This window comes from Vibrio sp. 2433-A1, assembly GCF_056726085.1.
Map to the genome: position 1 here is coordinate 205,424 of NZ_JBRESC010000002.1, position 14,957 is coordinate 220,380.

Annotated in this window: 23 protein-coding genes; 22 read left to right on the top strand and 1 reads right to left on the bottom strand. The window is 46.0% G+C overall.

The window, feature by feature from the left end:
• Positions 1–178: 178 nt before the first annotated feature.
• Entirely contained in the window at positions 179–817 is a 639-nt protein-coding gene (gene motX / locus ACU01J_RS03390) for a flagellar protein MotX (RefSeq protein WP_481084417.1), read from the top strand.
• 103 nt (positions 818–920) lie between these two features.
• Here the strand turns inward: motX and ACU01J_RS03395 are convergent, their stop codons facing one another.
• Positions 921–2,330 carry an amidohydrolase gene (locus tag ACU01J_RS03395; protein ID WP_481084482.1) on the bottom strand — a complete coding sequence of 470 codons (1,410 nt, stop codon included), beginning with the start codon at positions 2,328–2,330 and terminating at the stop codon, positions 921–923.
• 253 nt (positions 2,331–2,583) lie between these two features.
• Here ACU01J_RS03395 and rnr point away from each other — a divergent pair, with 253 nt between their 5' ends.
• From rnr to rpsE, 21 genes are all read left to right on the top strand, one after another.
• Positions 2,584–5,043 (top strand): ribonuclease R, encoded by a 2,460-nt coding sequence (gene rnr, locus ACU01J_RS03400; protein WP_481084418.1) that lies wholly within the window; start codon positions 2,584–2,586, stop codon positions 5,041–5,043.
• Positions 5,044–5,068: 25 nt separating this feature from the next.
• A complete protein-coding gene (gene rlmB / locus ACU01J_RS03405; RefSeq protein WP_481084419.1) occupies positions 5,069–5,806 on the top strand; it encodes a 23S rRNA (guanosine(2251)-2'-O)-methyltransferase RlmB in 738 nt (245 codons plus the stop codon).
• 605 nt (positions 5,807–6,411) lie between these two features.
• Complete coding sequence (gene rpsJ, locus ACU01J_RS03410) at positions 6,412–6,723, top strand: 30S ribosomal protein S10 (RefSeq protein ID WP_004410492.1); 312 nt, start codon at positions 6,412–6,414, stop codon at positions 6,721–6,723.
• Positions 6,724–6,737: 14 nt separating this feature from the next.
• Positions 6,738–7,367, top strand: coding sequence for a 50S ribosomal protein L3 (gene rplC, locus ACU01J_RS03415; RefSeq protein ID WP_004410480.1), 630 nt, complete (start codon positions 6,738–6,740; stop codon positions 7,365–7,367).
• 17 nt (positions 7,368–7,384) lie between these two features.
• The gene (rplD, locus tag ACU01J_RS03420; protein ID WP_004410477.1) at positions 7,385–7,987 is read left to right on the top strand and encodes a 50S ribosomal protein L4; all 603 of its coding nucleotides are present in this window, start codon (positions 7,385–7,387) and stop codon (positions 7,985–7,987) included.
• Entirely contained in the window at positions 7,984–8,286 is a 303-nt protein-coding gene (gene rplW, locus ACU01J_RS03425; RefSeq protein ID WP_004398471.1) for a 50S ribosomal protein L23, read from the top strand. Before rplD ends, rplW begins: the two co-directional genes overlap by 4 nt.
• A 15-nt stretch (positions 8,287–8,301) precedes the next feature.
• Positions 8,302–9,126 carry a 50S ribosomal protein L2 gene (gene rplB, locus ACU01J_RS03430; RefSeq protein ID WP_004410474.1) on the top strand — a complete coding sequence of 275 codons (825 nt, stop codon included), beginning with the start codon at positions 8,302–8,304 and terminating at the stop codon, positions 9,124–9,126.
• Between the two features lie 21 nt (positions 9,127–9,147).
• On the top strand, positions 9,148–9,426 hold the full coding sequence (gene rpsS / locus ACU01J_RS03435) for a 30S ribosomal protein S19 (RefSeq protein ID WP_004410465.1): 279 nt from the start codon (positions 9,148–9,150) through the stop codon (positions 9,424–9,426).
• 10 nt (positions 9,427–9,436) lie between these two features.
• Complete coding sequence (rplV, locus tag ACU01J_RS03440) at positions 9,437–9,769, top strand: 50S ribosomal protein L22 (RefSeq protein ID WP_004410462.1); 333 nt, start codon at positions 9,437–9,439, stop codon at positions 9,767–9,769.
• A gap of 19 nt (positions 9,770–9,788) precedes the next feature.
• Positions 9,789–10,487: a 30S ribosomal protein S3 gene (rpsC, locus tag ACU01J_RS03445; RefSeq protein ID WP_004745879.1), complete on the top strand. Its 699-nt coding sequence runs from the start codon at positions 9,789–9,791 to the stop codon at positions 10,485–10,487.
• A gap of 11 nt (positions 10,488–10,498) precedes the next feature.
• Positions 10,499–10,909, top strand: a complete 411-nt coding sequence (gene rplP, locus ACU01J_RS03450) for a 50S ribosomal protein L16 (protein ID WP_004410459.1) — start codon at positions 10,499–10,501, stop codon at positions 10,907–10,909.
• Positions 10,909–11,100 carry a 50S ribosomal protein L29 gene (gene rpmC / locus ACU01J_RS03455; protein WP_004410456.1) on the top strand — a complete coding sequence of 64 codons (192 nt, stop codon included), beginning with the start codon at positions 10,909–10,911 and terminating at the stop codon, positions 11,098–11,100. The genes rplP and rpmC overlap by 1 nt, the downstream gene beginning before the upstream one ends.
• The gene (gene rpsQ / locus ACU01J_RS03460) at positions 11,100–11,354 is read left to right on the top strand and encodes a 30S ribosomal protein S17 (protein WP_008072333.1); all 255 of its coding nucleotides are present in this window, start codon (positions 11,100–11,102) and stop codon (positions 11,352–11,354) included. The genes rpmC and rpsQ overlap by 1 nt, the downstream gene beginning before the upstream one ends.
• Before the next feature lie 164 nt (positions 11,355–11,518).
• Positions 11,519–11,890 (top strand): 50S ribosomal protein L14, encoded by a 372-nt coding sequence (gene rplN / locus ACU01J_RS03465; RefSeq protein ID WP_004410450.1) that lies wholly within the window; start codon positions 11,519–11,521, stop codon positions 11,888–11,890.
• Between the two features lie 13 nt (positions 11,891–11,903).
• A complete protein-coding gene (gene rplX / locus ACU01J_RS03470) occupies positions 11,904–12,221 on the top strand; it encodes a 50S ribosomal protein L24 (protein ID WP_004745885.1) in 318 nt (105 codons plus the stop codon).
• 23 nt (positions 12,222–12,244) lie between these two features.
• Positions 12,245–12,784: a 50S ribosomal protein L5 gene (gene rplE, locus ACU01J_RS03475; protein WP_481084420.1), complete on the top strand. Its 540-nt coding sequence runs from the start codon at positions 12,245–12,247 to the stop codon at positions 12,782–12,784.
• A 17-nt stretch (positions 12,785–12,801) separates the two neighbouring features.
• Entirely contained in the window at positions 12,802–13,107 is a 306-nt protein-coding gene (gene rpsN, locus ACU01J_RS03480) for a 30S ribosomal protein S14 (protein ID WP_004410442.1), read from the top strand.
• 29 nt (positions 13,108–13,136) lie between these two features.
• Positions 13,137–13,529: a 30S ribosomal protein S8 gene (gene rpsH / locus ACU01J_RS03485; RefSeq protein WP_053438824.1), complete on the top strand. Its 393-nt coding sequence runs from the start codon at positions 13,137–13,139 to the stop codon at positions 13,527–13,529.
• A 13-nt stretch (positions 13,530–13,542) separates the two neighbouring features.
• Entirely contained in the window at positions 13,543–14,076 is a 534-nt protein-coding gene (gene rplF, locus ACU01J_RS03490; protein ID WP_053438825.1) for a 50S ribosomal protein L6, read from the top strand.
• 9 nt (positions 14,077–14,085) lie between these two features.
• On the top strand, positions 14,086–14,439 hold the full coding sequence (rplR, locus tag ACU01J_RS03495; RefSeq protein WP_008072351.1) for a 50S ribosomal protein L18: 354 nt from the start codon (positions 14,086–14,088) through the stop codon (positions 14,437–14,439).
• Positions 14,440–14,453: 14 nt separating this feature from the next.
• Positions 14,454–14,957 (top strand): 30S ribosomal protein S5, encoded by a 504-nt coding sequence (rpsE, locus tag ACU01J_RS03500; RefSeq protein WP_004745894.1) that lies wholly within the window; start codon positions 14,454–14,456, stop codon positions 14,955–14,957.

Below are 14,957 nucleotides of genomic sequence, written 5' to 3' on the forward strand. Positions count from 1 at the left end.
TTGCGATCTTAGGCGCTTATGGCAACAATTTGCCAACAGGCGGCAATTTTGATTAAAGAGTTATCAATGCTTGCCGATACAGGTATCAAGCTTGCCGCATTAAGTGGCGAATAACTCACTGACTAGCAAATTAGTCTATTTGGTGGCAGAGAAGAAATCGAAGTAAAGAGTGCAGAAAATGAAGCTAAGAAAATTAGCGGCTTCGATGGTATTAGCGTTGAGCGCATCGGTTGTTCAGGCGAATGATTCGCCGGATATTGGTGAGCCCATACCTATTTATACCGAAGCTGAACTAATTAAACTGATCAATAACAACCAACATTTAGAACGAGTCAAGGCTGATGGCTGTCAGCTAGTTGAAGATATCGTTGCGCGTGCTACTCGCATTAGTTTACCTGCGTATGAATTTTTGTATGGTGACATGCTCGCGTGGGGCGTGTGTGTAGAGCAGGATGTTGAGCTAGGCCTGTACTATATGGAAAACGCCGCTCATCAGGGGTTGCCTGCCGCGCTAGAACAGATTGGTCGCTATTACTCTCGTGGTACCATCGTACAGCAAGACAAAGAACGTGCGATTCCCTACCTGCGTGAAGCAGCGGCTATGGGGAACTTGAATGCACGTATACATCTTGCTGAGTTATTACTGCGTGACTACGGTAGTCCGCTCGATTACGAAGATGCCTATCGCTGGTTATACAATTCGGTCACCGCTGACCAAAGGACCCACAAACGTATTAGCGTATTGAGGCAAGGGCTAGAAAGGCGCATGCCACAGAATATCATCGCACGAGCGAAGAAACGCGATACATTCTGGTAAACATATAGATTATCGAAAGCAACAGACTTCCTGCACTCGGTCGGTTGCACTAGAAACAAAAATGCCCAGCACTTGCTGGGCATTGTTATTCTGGATTAGTTATTTATTGAACCACTTCGCCCGATTTGATAACTGTCTCGCGCACGATTTTGGTGAACTCTAGCGCTTCTTGGCGGATCTTATCTTCATCAACCGTTAGCATATTGCGGTCTTCCATAAGAATTTTACCATCAACAATTGTATGACGAACGTTGCCTGAGTTTGCTGAGTAAACCAATGCTGAATATGGGTTGTAGATAGGAATCATGTTTGGCGCTTTGGTATCAATGACAATAATGTCGGCAAGCTTACCAGCTTCTAGTGAGCCGATTTTGTCTTCCATGTGCAGTGCTTTTGCTGCGCCCATCGTCGCCATATCGATCACTTTGATTGGTGGCATTGCAGCACGGTCTTTATTTACTAACTTATGAACTTTGGCTACTTGATTGAATTCATCGATTGTACTTAGAGTGTTGCCTGACATTGGACCGTCAGTACCTAGGCCAATACGTACGTTTTCGTCGTACATCTTTAGTGCTGGAGAAACCCCCTTTGCTGATTTGATGTTAGCACTCATGTTGTGTGCAACACCCATATCAGACTCTTTGACTAGCTTGATGTCTTCATCATCGACTAGGATCATGTGAGCGCCGACTAGGTTCTTATTCAAAGCACCGATGCTGTGCATGTATTGAACTGGAGATAGACCATTTGCACGTTCAGCAATTTTCTCTTCTTCGCGGTGTGATTCTGCAAGGTGAATCATCACAGGTACATCAAGCGCAAGAGAGAGTTTTGAAATTTTCTGCAGAACTTCTGTGGTGTTAGTGTACGGTGCATGCGGTGCAAACGCTGGTGTAATGCGTGGATGATCTTTGTACTCTTCGATGAAGTTAAGTGCGTACTTGATGCCTTCCTCTGCGTTAGCCGCGTCAGCTACCGGAAACTTAATCACTGTCTCGCCCAGTATTGCGCGCATACCAATTTGGTCGACGGTTTTTGCGACCTCATCTTCGAAGTAGTACATATCAGCGTAAGTCGTGACACCACCCTTAACCATTTCAACGTTACCCAAGTTGGCGCCAATGCGCACCATGTCACGTGAAACGAGTTTTGCTTCTAGTGGGAAAATATAACGGTGCAGACGATCTGGCACGTCATCCGCCAGTGATCGGAATACAGTCATTGACACGTGGGTGTGAGTATTAATCAGACCTGGCATAACGATATCGCCATCAACATCCAAGACTTTTTTAGCGTCGTATTGCTTTTCGAGTGATTCATCACCAACTGCGACGATCTTATTGCCCTTGATGACTACAGTGCCGCTTTGATAAACCGTTTTATCTTGGTTCATGGTTAATACCATGGCGTCTGTGATCATTAGGTCGGCTTTTTCAGCGGCTGATACTGACATTGAAAACAGCCCTAGACTTGCGATAGCTGTAGCAAGGAGTGTGCGCTTGATACTCATAGAGACACCTGTAGTAAAAATGGAAGTAAAATTTTTCTGAATCATACCCCTTTCTTTACCTGTTGCAATCGTTTGCTCTATCACTTGCATCGAATTGTGATCTTTATCGTATGGCATAAAAGAATGTTAAAAGAGATGCCAAGTTATGAAAAAGGTAAGGAAAAATGAGGAATTTAACGCGACTTACCTGTGCCTAGAACGGGGACTCGGATATACTAGATTTAATTCCCTTCCTTCTTAATTAGGCGCGCCTATGTCAGACAATACCCATAATGACCCATTTGCAGCTCGTGAATCGGAAAATTATGAAAATCCGATCCCAAGCCGAGAATATATTCTTGAGTTTTTAAGCCAAGCAGGGGTTCCTATGAACCGTAATGACCTGTTTGAAGCTCTTAAGCTTTCAGGAGAGGATCACTACGAAGGTCTACGTCGTAGGCTTCGTGCTATGGAGCGCGATGGTCAGCTTGTATTTACTCGTCGCCAGTGTTACGCATTGCCTGAAAAACTCGAAATGATCAAAGGCTATGTGATTGGTCATAAAGATGGTCACGGTTGGGTACGTCCGGAAGGCAGTGTCGGCAAAGATAATGACATCGTATTGCCACATCACCAGATGAAAAACATCATCCATGGTGACTTTGTGCTGGTGCAGCCAACAGATAACTCAAAACGTGGCCGTAAGGAAGGGCGATTGGTGCGCGTTTTAGAAGAGCGTCAAACCCAAATCGTCGGTCGCTTCTTCTTGGAGTATGGCTACTCATATGTAGTACCTGATGATTCGCGTATCAGCCAAGACATTTTGATCCCTAATGAGCTACGCGCAGGCGCTCGTATGGGTAATGTAGTGGTGATTGAGATTACTGATCGAGGCTCACGCTCACGTGGCATGATGGGTAAAGTCATCGAAGTACTTGGTGAGAACATGGCACCAGGTATGGAAACACAAATTGCGATTCGTACTCACCAGATCCCGCATGAATGGCCAGAGGCAGTCTACAAACAGATTGAAGGCCTAGGTGAAGAAGTACCAGAAGAGGCGAAAGTCGGTCGTGTTGATCTGCGTGACTTGCCGCTGGTGACTATCGATGGCGAAGACGCCCGTGACTTCGATGATGCTGTTTACTGTGAGAAGAAGAAAGGTGGCGGCTGGCGTCTATGGGTTGCGATTGCCGATGTAAGTTATTACGTTCGCCCAGATTCAGCCTTAGATAAAGAAGCGATTAACCGTGGTAACTCGGTTTACTTCCCATCGCAAGTCGTGCCTATGCTGCCAGAAGTGCTATCAAATGGCTTATGTTCACTTAACCCGCAGGTTGACCGACTATGTATGGTGTGTGAGATGACTATCTCGGAAACGGGTAAGCTATCGGGTTACAAGCACTATGAAGCGGTGATGAACTCGCATGCTCGTCTAACCTACAACAAAGTACACGACATTCTTGAAGGGAATGAAGAGTTGCGTACTCGCTACGAGCCAGTTGTTCCGCACCTCGAAGAGCTGCATAAAATGTACAAAGTGCTCAAGCATGCCCGTGATAATCGTGGTGCGATTGAGTTTGAGACGGTTGAAACTAAGTTTATCTTCAATGCGGAACGTAAAATCGACAGCATTGAGCCGGTGATTCGTAACGATGCCCATAAGCTGATCGAAGAGTGTATGATTCTTGCCAACATCGCTTCTGCGTCTTTAGTAGAGAAAGCGAAGGAAGCGGCGCTATACCGTATTCACGAATCCCCAGGTGAACTTCGCCTGCAAGGTTTCCGTGATTTCCTTGGTGAGCTAGGTCTGCACTTAAATGGTGGCTTAGAGCCATCACCAACAGACTACGCCGATCTGGTTAAGCTGATCGCTGAGCGCCAAGATAAAGAACTGATCCAAACTATGCTGCTTCGTTCGATGAAGCAGGCTGTGTATAACGCCGACAACTGTGGCCACTTTGGTTTGGCATTGAAGCGTTACGCGCACTTTACCTCACCAATTCGTCGCTACCCTGACTTATTGTTGCACCGTGCAATCAAATACCTTATCGCGAAAGAAAATGGCACACTGAAAGATCGCTGGACACCAACTGGTGGCTACCATTACTCGTTTGATGATATGGATTTCTACGGTGAGCAGTGTTCTATGACTGAACGCCGCGCTGACGATGCCACCCGTGAAGTATCAGACTGGCTTAAGTGTGAATACATGCAGGACCATGTTGGTGAAGAGCTGGATGGCGTGATCGCCAATGTCACTGGTTTTGGTTTCTTTGTACGATTAAGTGATTTGCATATTGATGGTTTGGTGCATATTTCAGCGCTAGCCAACGATTACTATCAATTTGACCCAATTGGTCAAAGACTTATCGGAGAAAGCTTTGGTGCTATCTACCGTTTAGGTGATGCGGTTAAAGTGAAAGTACTGGCGGTAAACCTTGATGATCGCCAAATTGACTTTGAATTAGTCGAAACAAGTCGTAAGCTACGCGGCGAAGGAAAGACCGCCAAGAAACGAGCGGCAGAGGCGAAGCGAAAAGCCAAAGAGAAAAAGCGAGCTGCAACTAAGGGCAAAGGTGCTAAAGCAAGCCCAGAGGTAGAGCCGACTAAGCGACCTGAAAAGTCAGAGTCAAAAGGTCCGGCTAAAAAACCTAAAGTGACGAAGGCTCGTAAGAAAAAACCAAGCAGCAAGCCAAAGAAAACCAAGCGTACCAATAAACCGGCGCAGTAAAGAATTTAACCCAACAGGTTTTTAAATGAGTAACGAATTTATCTACGGTATTCACGCAGTAAAAGCGGTACTAGAGCGTGAACCAGAGCGCTTTATCGAAGCATTTGTATTAAAAGGCCGTCAAGATGACCGTCTAATGCCAATTCTAAATGATCTGCAAGTGTGTGGTGTCTCGATTCAACAGATGACGCGTAAGACACTAGATGACAAAGCGCGTGGTGCAAATCACCAAGGCATTATGGCTCGCGTTAAGCCTGCCAAGCAGCTTAACGAAAATGATCTCGATGACATTCTTGCTAAACATGAAGCGCCACTACTACTTGTTCTTGATGGTGTGACAGATCCGCATAACTTAGGCGCATGTTTACGTAATGCGGATGCGGCTGGTGTTGCTGCGGTTATCGTACCGAAAGACAAATCAGCAAACATTACCGCGACAGTTAGTAAGGTAGCCTGTGGTGCTGCAGAAAGTGTGCCTCTAGTTCGCGTAACTAACTTAGCTCGCACAATGCGTTCGCTGCAAGAGCAGGGGATTTGGTTTGTTGGTACTGCGGGTGAAGCGACGCACGATATATACCAAGCTAAACTGACTGGTCCACTGGCGATTGTTATGGGCGCAGAAGGTGACGGTATGCGCCGTTTAACGCGTGAAACCTGTGATGACCTAATCAAGATCCCAATGGCTGGTAGCGTATCAAGCTTAAATGTTTCAGTGGCATCTGGAGTATGTTTGTTTGAGGCAGTGCGTCAGCGTCTAGCATAACGCTTCGCTAACCTTATCTATTAAGCGCAGACTGGAGTTCAGTCTGCGCTTTTTGTTTTTTAAAGGCGAGGGACTTCATCCAAAAAAGAGTGTGTTGGTAGCGGGGGGGAGTTATAACGGGCGCTTATCCTCGATGAAAGGTATTAGCCTTTCATTCCACAGACCGAAGGATGAGGAAGTAGGGAATCTCACAAAGATTTCGACTTGCTTCAATAGAACCTCAACGCACTAGTGCTCCTCTTTCTGCGACTCGCGTTTATTTTTCAAACAGCACTTGCATGTGAAACTGTGATCTGTATAATGCAGCCCACTGGTTAATCCAGTTGTGAACCAATGAGCGAAGAGGAGCTAATAAATCTACGGATTTATTAGGTAATGTAGACTCAGCTTATGTTCGCGGTTAATACAATTAGCTACTTATTCTTCGGAATAACTATCCCCAGACGTGATTCTGGTATGTAGGGGTAGTTGATCGAAAATTAACTGACAATACTTCCTAATCTTGGAAGTTACGGTTTCACATAAATCAATCGTACATTCTCTCGTCTTCACGAGTCTGAGTGGCGATATTGTTTGTGTAATTTTTAATATTGGAGCTCTGTCTCATGCAGAACCAACGTATCCGTATCCGCCTAAAAGCTTTCGATTACAAACTAATCGATGCTTCTACAGCGGAAATCGTTGAAACAGCTAAGCGCACTGGCGCACAGGTTCGTGGTCCAATCCCACTACCTACTCGTAAAGAGCGTTTCACAGTTCTTATCTCTCCACACGTTAACAAGAAAGCACGTGACCAGTACGAAATTCGTACTCACAAGCGTCTAATCGACATCGTTGAGCCAACAGACAAAACTGTTGATGCTCTAATGCGTCTAGACCTTGCTGCGGGCGTTGACGTTCAAATTAGCCTAGGTTAAGGGAGATTAGAAGAATGATTGGTCTAATCGGTCGTAAAGTGGGCATGACCCGCGTATTTACTGAAGAAGGCGTTTCTATCCCAGTAACTGTTGTTGAGGTTGAAGCTAACCGTGTTTCTCAAGTTAAAACACTTGATACAGACGGCTACGCAGCAATCCAGGTAACTACTGGTGCTAAGAAAGCTAACCGCGTATCTAAGCCAGAAGCAGGTCACTTTGCTAAAGCTGGTGTTGAAGCAGGTCGTGGTCTTTGGGAATTCCGTTTGGAAAACGGTGAAGAGTTTGCAGTTGGCGCTGAGCTAACAGTTGAACTATTCAACGATACTAAGAAAGTAGACGTTACTGGTACATCTAAGGGTAAAGGCTTCCAAGGCGCTGTTAAGCGTTGGAACTTCCGTACTCAAGATATGACTCACGGTAACTCATTGTCTCACCGTGCTCCTGGTTCTATTGGCCAATGTCAAACTCCAGGTCGCGTATTTAAAGGCAAGAAAATGGCAGGTCACATGGGTGCTGAGCGTGTAACGACTCAAAACCTAGAGATCGTACGTGTTGACGCTGAGCGCAATCTGCTTCTTATTAAAGGTGCAGTCCCAGGCGCAACTGGCGGTAACGTGATCGTTAAACCAGCTGTTAAAGCATAACGTCTCAGGAGTAAGTAATGGAACTAATGGTTAAAGGTGCTGATGCACTAACTGTTTCCGAAACTACTTTCGGACGTGAGTTTAACGAAGCTCTTGTACACCAAGTAGTTGTTGCGTTTGCAGCAGGTGCTCGTCAAGGTACTCGTGCTCAGAAAACACGTTCAGAAGTTTCTGGCGGTGGCGCTAAGCCATGGCGTCAAAAAGGTACTGGCCGTGCGCGTGCTGGTACAATCCGTAGCCCAATCTGGCGTACAGGTGGCGTTACTTTTGCTGCGAAACCACAAGATCACAGCCAAAAAGTAAACAAAAAAATGTACCGTGGTGCTATGAAGAGCATTCTTTCTGAGCTAGTTCGTCAAGAGCGTCTAATCGTTGTTGATAACTTCTCAGTAGAAGCACCAAAGACTAAAGAACTAGTTGCTAAGCTTAAAGAGCTTGAGCTAACTGACGCTTTAATCGTGACTAGCGAAGTAGATGAGAACCTATTCTTAGCTGCTCGTAACCTATACAAAGTTGACGCACGTGACGTAGCTGGTATTGATCCAGTTTCTCTAATTGCGTTTGACAAAGTTGTAATTACTGCTGATGCAGTTAAACAAGTAGAGGAGATGCTAGCATGATCACTGAAGAGCGTATCCTAAAAGTTCTACGTGCACCGCACATCTCTGAAAAAGCAACTATGGCAGCTGAGAAAGCGAACACTATCGTTTTCAAAGTAGCGAAAGATGCAACTAAAAAAGAGATCAAAGCAGCTGTAGAAAAGCTATTTGAAGTTGAAGTTAAGTCTGTAAATACTCTTATTACTAAGGGTAAGACCAAACGTCAGGGTCTACGCCAAGGTCGCCGCAGCGACGTTAAGAAAGCGTACGTTACTCTGAAAGAAGGTCAAGATCTTGACTTCGTTGGCGGCGCGGAATAACAGGAGTAGTTAAGAATGGCTATTGTTAAATGTAAGCCGACTTCCCCTGGTCGTCGTCACGTTGTTAAAGTTGTTAACGCTGACCTACACAAGGGCAAGCCATACGCACCTCTTCTAGAGAAAAACTCTAAGAATGGTGGTCGTAACAACAACGGTCGTATCACAGTACGTCACATCGGCGGTGGTCACAAGCACCACTACCGTGTAATTGACTTCAAACGTACTAAAGACGGTATCCCAGCGAAAGTTGAGCGTCTTGAATACGATCCAAACCGTAGCGCTAACATCGCTCTAGTTCTGTACGCAGACGGTGAGCGTCGTTACATCCTAGCACCTAAAGGTGTTAACGCAGGTGATGCTATCCAGTCAGGTGTTGATGCACCAATCAAGGCTGGTAACACTCTACCAATGCGTAACATCCCAGTAGGTTCAACTGTACACAACGTTGAACTAAAACCTGGTAAAGGTGGTCAGCTAGCTCGTTCGGCTGGTGCATATGCTCAAATCGTTGCTCGCGACGGTGCATACGTAACTATCCGTCTACGTTCTGGCGAAATGCGCAAAGTACTTTCTGAAGGCCGTGCAACAATCGGTGAAGTTGGTAACTCTGAGCACATGCTACGTGAACTTGGTAAAGCTGGTGCTAACCGCTGGCGCGGTGTTCGTCCAACCGTTCGCGGTGTGGTAATGAACCCAGTAGACCACCCACACGGTGGTGGTGAAGGCCGTACATCTGGTGGTCGTCACCCAGTTTCACCATGGGGTCAGCCAACTAAAGGCTTCAAGACTCGTAAGAACAAACGCACTGACAAGTACATCGTACGTCGTCGTAACAAGTAATCTATATAAAGAGGAATCGCCATGCCACGTTCTCTCAAGAAAGGTCCATTTATTGACCTACACTTGCTGAAGAAGGTAGAGAAAGCGGTGGAAAGCGGAGACAAAAAGCCTATTAAGACTTGGTCCCGTCGTTCAATGATCATCCCATCAATGATTGGTTTGACCATCGCTGTCCATAATGGTCGTCAGCACGTACCAGTTTTCGTTACCGAAGAAATGATCGGTCACAAACTGGGTGAATTCGCACCAACTCGTACTTACCGCGGCCATGTCGTGGATAAGAAAGCGAAGAAGCGTTAAGGAGTAGATAATGGAAGCACTAGCTAAACATAACTTTGCTCGCATTTCGCCTCAGAAAGCTCGCTTAGTTGCGGATCAAATTCGTGGTAAATCTGTAGACCAGGCTCTAGAAATCCTGACTTTCAGCAACAAAAAAGCTGCTGAACTGATCAAGAAAGTTCTTGAGTCAGCTATCGCTAACGCGGAGCACAACGAAGGCGCAGATATCGACGATCTAAATGTCGCAAAAATCTTCGTAGATGAAGGCCCGATCATGAAGCGTATTATGCCTCGTGCTAAAGGTCGTGCGGATCGTATCTTGAAGCGTTCTAGCCACATCACTGTTGTTGTTGCAGATCGCTAAGAGACTAGGAGAGTAAGCAATGGGTCAAAAAGTACATCCAAATGGTATTCGTCTAGGCATCGTTAAGCCTTGGAATGCTACATGGTTTGCTAACACCAAAGATTTCGCTGACAACCTAGACGGCGACTTCAAGGTACGTCAGTTCCTTACAAGTGAACTGAAAAAAGCATCACTTTCACGCATCGTTATCGAGCGTCCTGCTAAGAGCATCCGTGTGACTATTCACACTGCTCGTCCAGGCGTAGTAATCGGTAAGAAAGGTGAAGACGTAGAGAAACTACGCACAGCTGTAGCTAAAATCGCAGGTGTACCAGCGCAGATTAACATCGCTGAAGTACGTAAGCCTGAGCTAGATGCACAGCTTGTTGGTGATAGCATCGCGTCTCAGCTAGAGCGTCGTGTTATGTTCCGTCGTGCTATGAAGCGCGCGGTACAAAACGCTATGCGTCTAGGCGCTAAAGGCATCAAAGTAGAAGTAAGTGGTCGTCTAGGCGGCGCTGAAATTGCACGTTCAGAGTGGTACCGTGAAGGTCGTGTACCTCTACACACTCTACGTGCTGACATTGATTACGCAACTTCTTCGGCTCACACTCAATACGGTGTGATCGGCATTAAAGTTTGGATCTTCAAAGGTGAGATTCTAGGCGGTATGCCAGCAGCTAACGCTGTAGAGCCTAAAGGCGACAAGCCTAAGAAGCAGCGCAAAGGCCGTAAGTAAGGAGTCGACAGATGCTACAACCTAAACGTACTAAGTTCCGTAAGGTTCAGACTGGTCGTAACCGTGGTCTAGCTAAAGGTACTGATGTAAGCTTCGGCGAATTCGGTCTTAAAGCTACTGGCCGTGGTCGTCTAACTGCTCGTCAAATCGAAGCGGCACGTCGTGCAATGACACGTCACGTTAAGCGTCAAGGTAAAATCTGGATCCGTGTGTTCCCAGACAAGCCTATCACAGAAAAACCACTTGAAGTTCGTCAGGGTAAGGGTAAAGGTAACGTTGAGTACTGGGTAGCCCAAATCCAACCTGGTAAGGTTATGTACGAAATGGGTGGTGTACCTGAAGAATTGGCACGTGAAGCGTTCCGCCTAGCGGCTCGTAAACTGCCATTCAAAACTACATTTGTAACTAAGCAGGTGATGTGATGAAAGCACAAGATCTACGCGAGAAAAGCGTTGAAGAGCTTAACGCTGAGCTATTGAATTTGCTACGTGAACAGTTCAACCTGCGCATGCAGGCTGCGACTGGTCAACTACAGCAAACTCATACTCTGAAAGCTGTACGCCGTGATATCGCACGTGTGAAAACTGTTTTGACTGAGAAGGCAGGCGCATAATGAGCGAAGTAAAACGTACTCAACAAGGTCGTGTTGTTAGCGACAAGATGGACAAGTCTATCGTAGTTGCTATCGAGCGCATGGTTAAACACCCAATTTACGGTAAATACGTAAAGCGCACGACTAAAGTACACGCACATGACGAGAACAACGAATGTGGCCTAGGCGACAGCGTTGAAATCGCAGAGTGTCGTCCAATGTCTAAGACTAAGTCTTGGACTTTGGTAAAAGTTCTAGAAAAAGCTAAAGGTTAATCTTAGCTAATTCTATGAAATTAAACGGCTCCAAAATTATTTTTGGAGCCGTTTATTTTTTGACTACCCAATCTTAAAAAAGGGTGGTACAATTCGCGTCCCTTTTAAAGAGGCAGCCCGACCCGAGAGGGTCTAGTTTTTTTTATATTTAGCGGAGCACTAACATGATCCAAATGCAAAGTATGCTGGACGCAGCTGATAACTCAGGCGCACGCAGCGTAATGTGTATTAAGGTTCTGGGTGGCTCTCACCGCCGTTATGCACATATCGGTGACGTTATCAAAGTTACTGTTAAGGAAGCAATTCCTCGCGGTAAAGTTAAGAAAGGTGACGTTCTGAAGGCGGTGGTAGTGCGCACCCGTAAAGGCGTACGTCGTCCTGACGGTTCTGTCATTCGCTTCGACCGAAACGCTTGCGTATTGTTGAACGACAACACTGAGCAACCAATCGGTACACGTATCTTTGGTCCTGTGACACGCGAACTTCGTGGCGATAAGTTCATGAAGATCGTTTCACTGGCTCCAGAAGTTCTGTAAGGAGCACGTAGAAATGGCAGCTAAAATCCGTCGTAATGACGAAGTAATCGTTCTTGCTGGTAAAGACAAAGGCAAGAAAGGTAAAGTAACTAAGGTTCTAGCAACCGGTAAAGTTATCGTTGAAGGTATTAACCTTGTTAAGAAGCACCAAAAGCCGGTTCCGGCTCTAGGTCAACAAGGTGGCATCGTTGAACAAGAAGCAGCAATTGATGCTTCTAACGTTGCAATCTTTAACGCAGCTACTGGTAAAGCTGACCGTATCGGTTTCCGTTTTGAAGATGGTAAGAAAGTACGTTTCTTTAAATCTAACAACGAAATCGTTTCTAACTAATAGAAGTAATTTGGAGTTCTACTATGGCGAAACTGCATGATTACTACAAGTCGTCTGTAGTCGCTGAACTGACCAAACAGTTTAGCTACACAAGCGTCATGCAAGTCCCTAGAATCGAGAAAATCACCCTAAACATGGGTGTTGGTGAAGCAATTAACGATAAGAAACTGCTAGAAAACGCAGCTGCTGATATGGCAACGATCTCTGGTCAAAAGCCACTTATCACTAAAGCGCGTAAATCTGTTGCAGGTTTCAAAATCCGCGAAGGCTACCCTATCGGTTGTAAAGTAACCTTGCGTGGCGAACGTATGTGGGATTTTCTTGAGCGTTTGATTAGCATCGCTCTTCCACGAGTACGTGACTTCCGTGGCGTTAGCGCTAAGTCTTTTGACGGACGCGGTAACTACAGCATGGGCGTTCGCGAGCAAATCATCTTCCCGGAAATCGACTTTGATAAAGTTGATAAAGTACGCGGTCTAGACATCACTATCACGACGTCTGCTGCTACTGATGAGGAAGGCCGAGCTCTGCTGGCTGCCTTTAACTTCCCATTCCGTAAGTAAGGTGAAGGGTTACTGTTATGGCTAAAAATTCAATGAAAGCACGTGAAGCAAAACGTGCGAAGCTAGTAGCTAAGTTCGCTGAAAAGCGTGCTGCGCTTAAAGCTATCATCAGCGATGTAAACGCATCTGAAGAAGATCGTTGGAACGCAGTTCTTACACTGCAATCTCTTCCACGTGATTCAAGTGCATCACGTCAGCGCAACCGTTGTAACCAAACTGGTCGTCCACACGGTTACCTACGTAAGTTCGGTCTAAGCCGTATCAAAGTTCGCGAAGCTTGCATGAAAGGCGAGATTCCTGGACTTCGTAAGGCTAGCTGGTAATTGCCACTTAATCATTTGGAGTAAATCATATGAGCATGCAAGATCCGATTTCGGATATGCTGACCCGCGTTCGTAACGGTCAGGCAGCAAACAAAGTTGCTGTAAAAATGCCTTCTTCAAAGCTTAAAGTTGCAATTGCTGCACTACTAAAAGCTGAAGGTTACATCGTTGATTTCGCTGTTGAAGGCGAAGTTAAACCTGAGCTTGAAGTTACTCTTAAGTACTTCCAAGCTAAACCAGTTATCGAGCAACTTAAACGTGTTTCTCGTCCAGGTCTACGTGTTTACAAGAAGAAAGATGAACTTCCTTCTGTAATGGGTGGTCTTGGTGTTGCTATCGTTTCAACTTCCAAGGGTCTTATGTCAGACCGCGCTGCACGCAAAGCAGGTCTTGGTGGTGAAATCATCGCTTACGTAGCTTAATAAGGAGTAGACTATGTCTCGTGTTGCTAAAGCACCTGTCGCTATTCCAGCTGGCGTAGAGGTGAAACTAAACGGCCAAGAAATCACTGTAAAAGGTGCTAAAGGCGAACTAACTCGCGTTCTTAACGACGCAGTAGTTGTAGCTCAGGAAGAAAGCAATCTTACTTTCGGTCCACGCGAAGGTGTTGTTAATGCATGGGCACAAGCGGGTACTGCTCGCGCTCTAGTTAACAACATGGTTGTTGGTGTTACTGAAGGCTTTACTAAGAAGCTAACTCTTAAAGGTGTTGGTTACCGTGCTGCTATCAAAGGCAATGCTGTAGGTCTAACACTTGGCTTCTCACACCCAGTTGAGCACGAGCTGCCAGCGGGTATCAAAGCTGAATGTCCAAGCCAAACTGAAATCGTGATCACTGGTTGTGACAAACAACTTGTTGGTCAGGTTGCGGCTGACATTCGTTCTTACCGTGAGCCTGAGCCTTACAAAGGTAAAGGTGTTCGTTACGCAGATGAAAATGTGCGTACTAAAGAAGCTAAGAAGAAGTAAGGTAACACTATGGATAAGAAAGCATCTCGCATCCGTCGTGCTACACGTGCACGTCGTAAGATTGCAGAACTGGGTGCAACTCGCCTAGTAGTACACCGTACTCCTCGTCACGTGTACGCACAGGTGATTGCAGCTAACGGCTCTGAGGTTATCGCAGCAGCTTCTACTGTAGAAAAAGCGATCCGTGAGCAAGTTAAGAACACTGGTAACATCGATGCAGCTAAAGCAGTAGGTAAAGCTGTTGCTGAGCGCGCTCTTGAAAAAGGCGTAGCTTCAGTTGCATTTGATCGTTCTGGTTTCCAATACCACGGTCGAGTAGCGGCGCTAGCAGAATCTGCTCGCGAAGCTGGTCTGAAATTCTAAGGTAGGGTTGGAAGATGGCTAAAGAACAACAAGTTCAAGCGAATGATTTGCAAGAAAAGCTAATCGCAGTTAACCGTGTATCTAAGACGGTTAAAGGTGGTCGAATCATGAGCTTCACTGCACTAACAGTAGTTGGTGACGGTAACGGTCGCGTAGGTTTCGGTTACGGCAAAGCTCGTGAAGTACCTGCAGCGATTCAAAAAGCAATGGAAAAAGCACGTCGTAACATGACTACGATCGCGCTTAACGAAGGTACTCTTCACCACCCGGTGAAAGGTCGCCATTCGGGCTCTAAAGTTTACATGCAGCCTGCTGCGGAAGGTACTGGTGTTATCGCAGGTGGTGCGATGCGTGCAGTACTAGAAGTTGCTGGTGTACACAACGTACTATCTAAAGCATACGGTTCTACGAACCCTATCAACATCGTTCGTGCAACGATCGATGCACTAGGTAGCATGAAGTCACCAGAAATGGTTGCTGCTAAACGTGGTCTAACTGTTGAATCTATTTCGGAGTAA

Excerpts from the sequence above, each read along its gene's own strand:
- rnr (WP_481084418.1), top strand. The coding sequence starts at position 2,584 with ATGTCAGACAATACCCATAATGACCCATTTGCAGCTCGTGAATCGGAA.
- rplP (WP_004410459.1), top strand. The coding sequence starts at position 10,499 with ATGCTACAACCTAAACGTACTAAGTTCCGTAAGGTTCAGACTGGTCGT.
- rplB (WP_004410474.1), top strand. The coding sequence starts at position 8,302 with ATGGCTATTGTTAAATGTAAGCCGACTTCCCCTGGTCGTCGTCACGTT.
- rplW (WP_004398471.1), top strand. The coding sequence starts at position 7,984 with ATGATCACTGAAGAGCGTATCCTAAAAGTTCTACGTGCACCGCACATC.
- rpmC (WP_004410456.1), top strand. The coding sequence starts at position 10,909 with ATGAAAGCACAAGATCTACGCGAGAAAAGCGTTGAAGAGCTTAACGCT.
- rplR (WP_008072351.1), top strand. The coding sequence starts at position 14,086 with ATGGATAAGAAAGCATCTCGCATCCGTCGTGCTACACGTGCACGTCGT.
- rplE (WP_481084420.1), top strand. The coding sequence starts at position 12,245 with ATGGCGAAACTGCATGATTACTACAAGTCGTCTGTAGTCGCTGAACTG.
- rplF (WP_053438825.1), top strand. The coding sequence starts at position 13,543 with ATGTCTCGTGTTGCTAAAGCACCTGTCGCTATTCCAGCTGGCGTAGAG.
- rpsC (WP_004745879.1), top strand. The coding sequence starts at position 9,789 with ATGGGTCAAAAAGTACATCCAAATGGTATTCGTCTAGGCATCGTTAAG.
- rpsQ (WP_008072333.1), top strand. The coding sequence starts at position 11,100 with ATGAGCGAAGTAAAACGTACTCAACAAGGTCGTGTTGTTAGCGACAAG.
- rpsH (WP_053438824.1), top strand. The coding sequence starts at position 13,137 with ATGAGCATGCAAGATCCGATTTCGGATATGCTGACCCGCGTTCGTAAC.
- rpsE (WP_004745894.1), top strand. The coding sequence starts at position 14,454 with ATGGCTAAAGAACAACAAGTTCAAGCGAATGATTTGCAAGAAAAGCTA.
- rplC (WP_004410480.1), top strand. The coding sequence starts at position 6,738 with ATGATTGGTCTAATCGGTCGTAAAGTGGGCATGACCCGCGTATTTACT.
- ACU01J_RS03395 (WP_481084482.1), bottom strand. The coding sequence starts at position 2,330 with ATGAGTATCAAGCGCACACTCCTTGCTACAGCTATCGCAAGTCTAGGG.
- rpsJ (WP_004410492.1), top strand. The coding sequence starts at position 6,412 with ATGCAGAACCAACGTATCCGTATCCGCCTAAAAGCTTTCGATTACAAA.
- rplN (WP_004410450.1), top strand. The coding sequence starts at position 11,519 with ATGATCCAAATGCAAAGTATGCTGGACGCAGCTGATAACTCAGGCGCA.
- rpsN (WP_004410442.1), top strand. The coding sequence starts at position 12,802 with ATGGCTAAAAATTCAATGAAAGCACGTGAAGCAAAACGTGCGAAGCTA.
- rlmB (WP_481084419.1), top strand. The coding sequence starts at position 5,069 with ATGAGTAACGAATTTATCTACGGTATTCACGCAGTAAAAGCGGTACTA.
- rpsS (WP_004410465.1), top strand. The coding sequence starts at position 9,148 with ATGCCACGTTCTCTCAAGAAAGGTCCATTTATTGACCTACACTTGCTG.
- rplV (WP_004410462.1), top strand. The coding sequence starts at position 9,437 with ATGGAAGCACTAGCTAAACATAACTTTGCTCGCATTTCGCCTCAGAAA.
- rplD (WP_004410477.1), top strand. The coding sequence starts at position 7,385 with ATGGAACTAATGGTTAAAGGTGCTGATGCACTAACTGTTTCCGAAACT.
- rplX (WP_004745885.1), top strand. The coding sequence starts at position 11,904 with ATGGCAGCTAAAATCCGTCGTAATGACGAAGTAATCGTTCTTGCTGGT.
- motX (WP_481084417.1), top strand. The coding sequence starts at position 179 with ATGAAGCTAAGAAAATTAGCGGCTTCGATGGTATTAGCGTTGAGCGCA.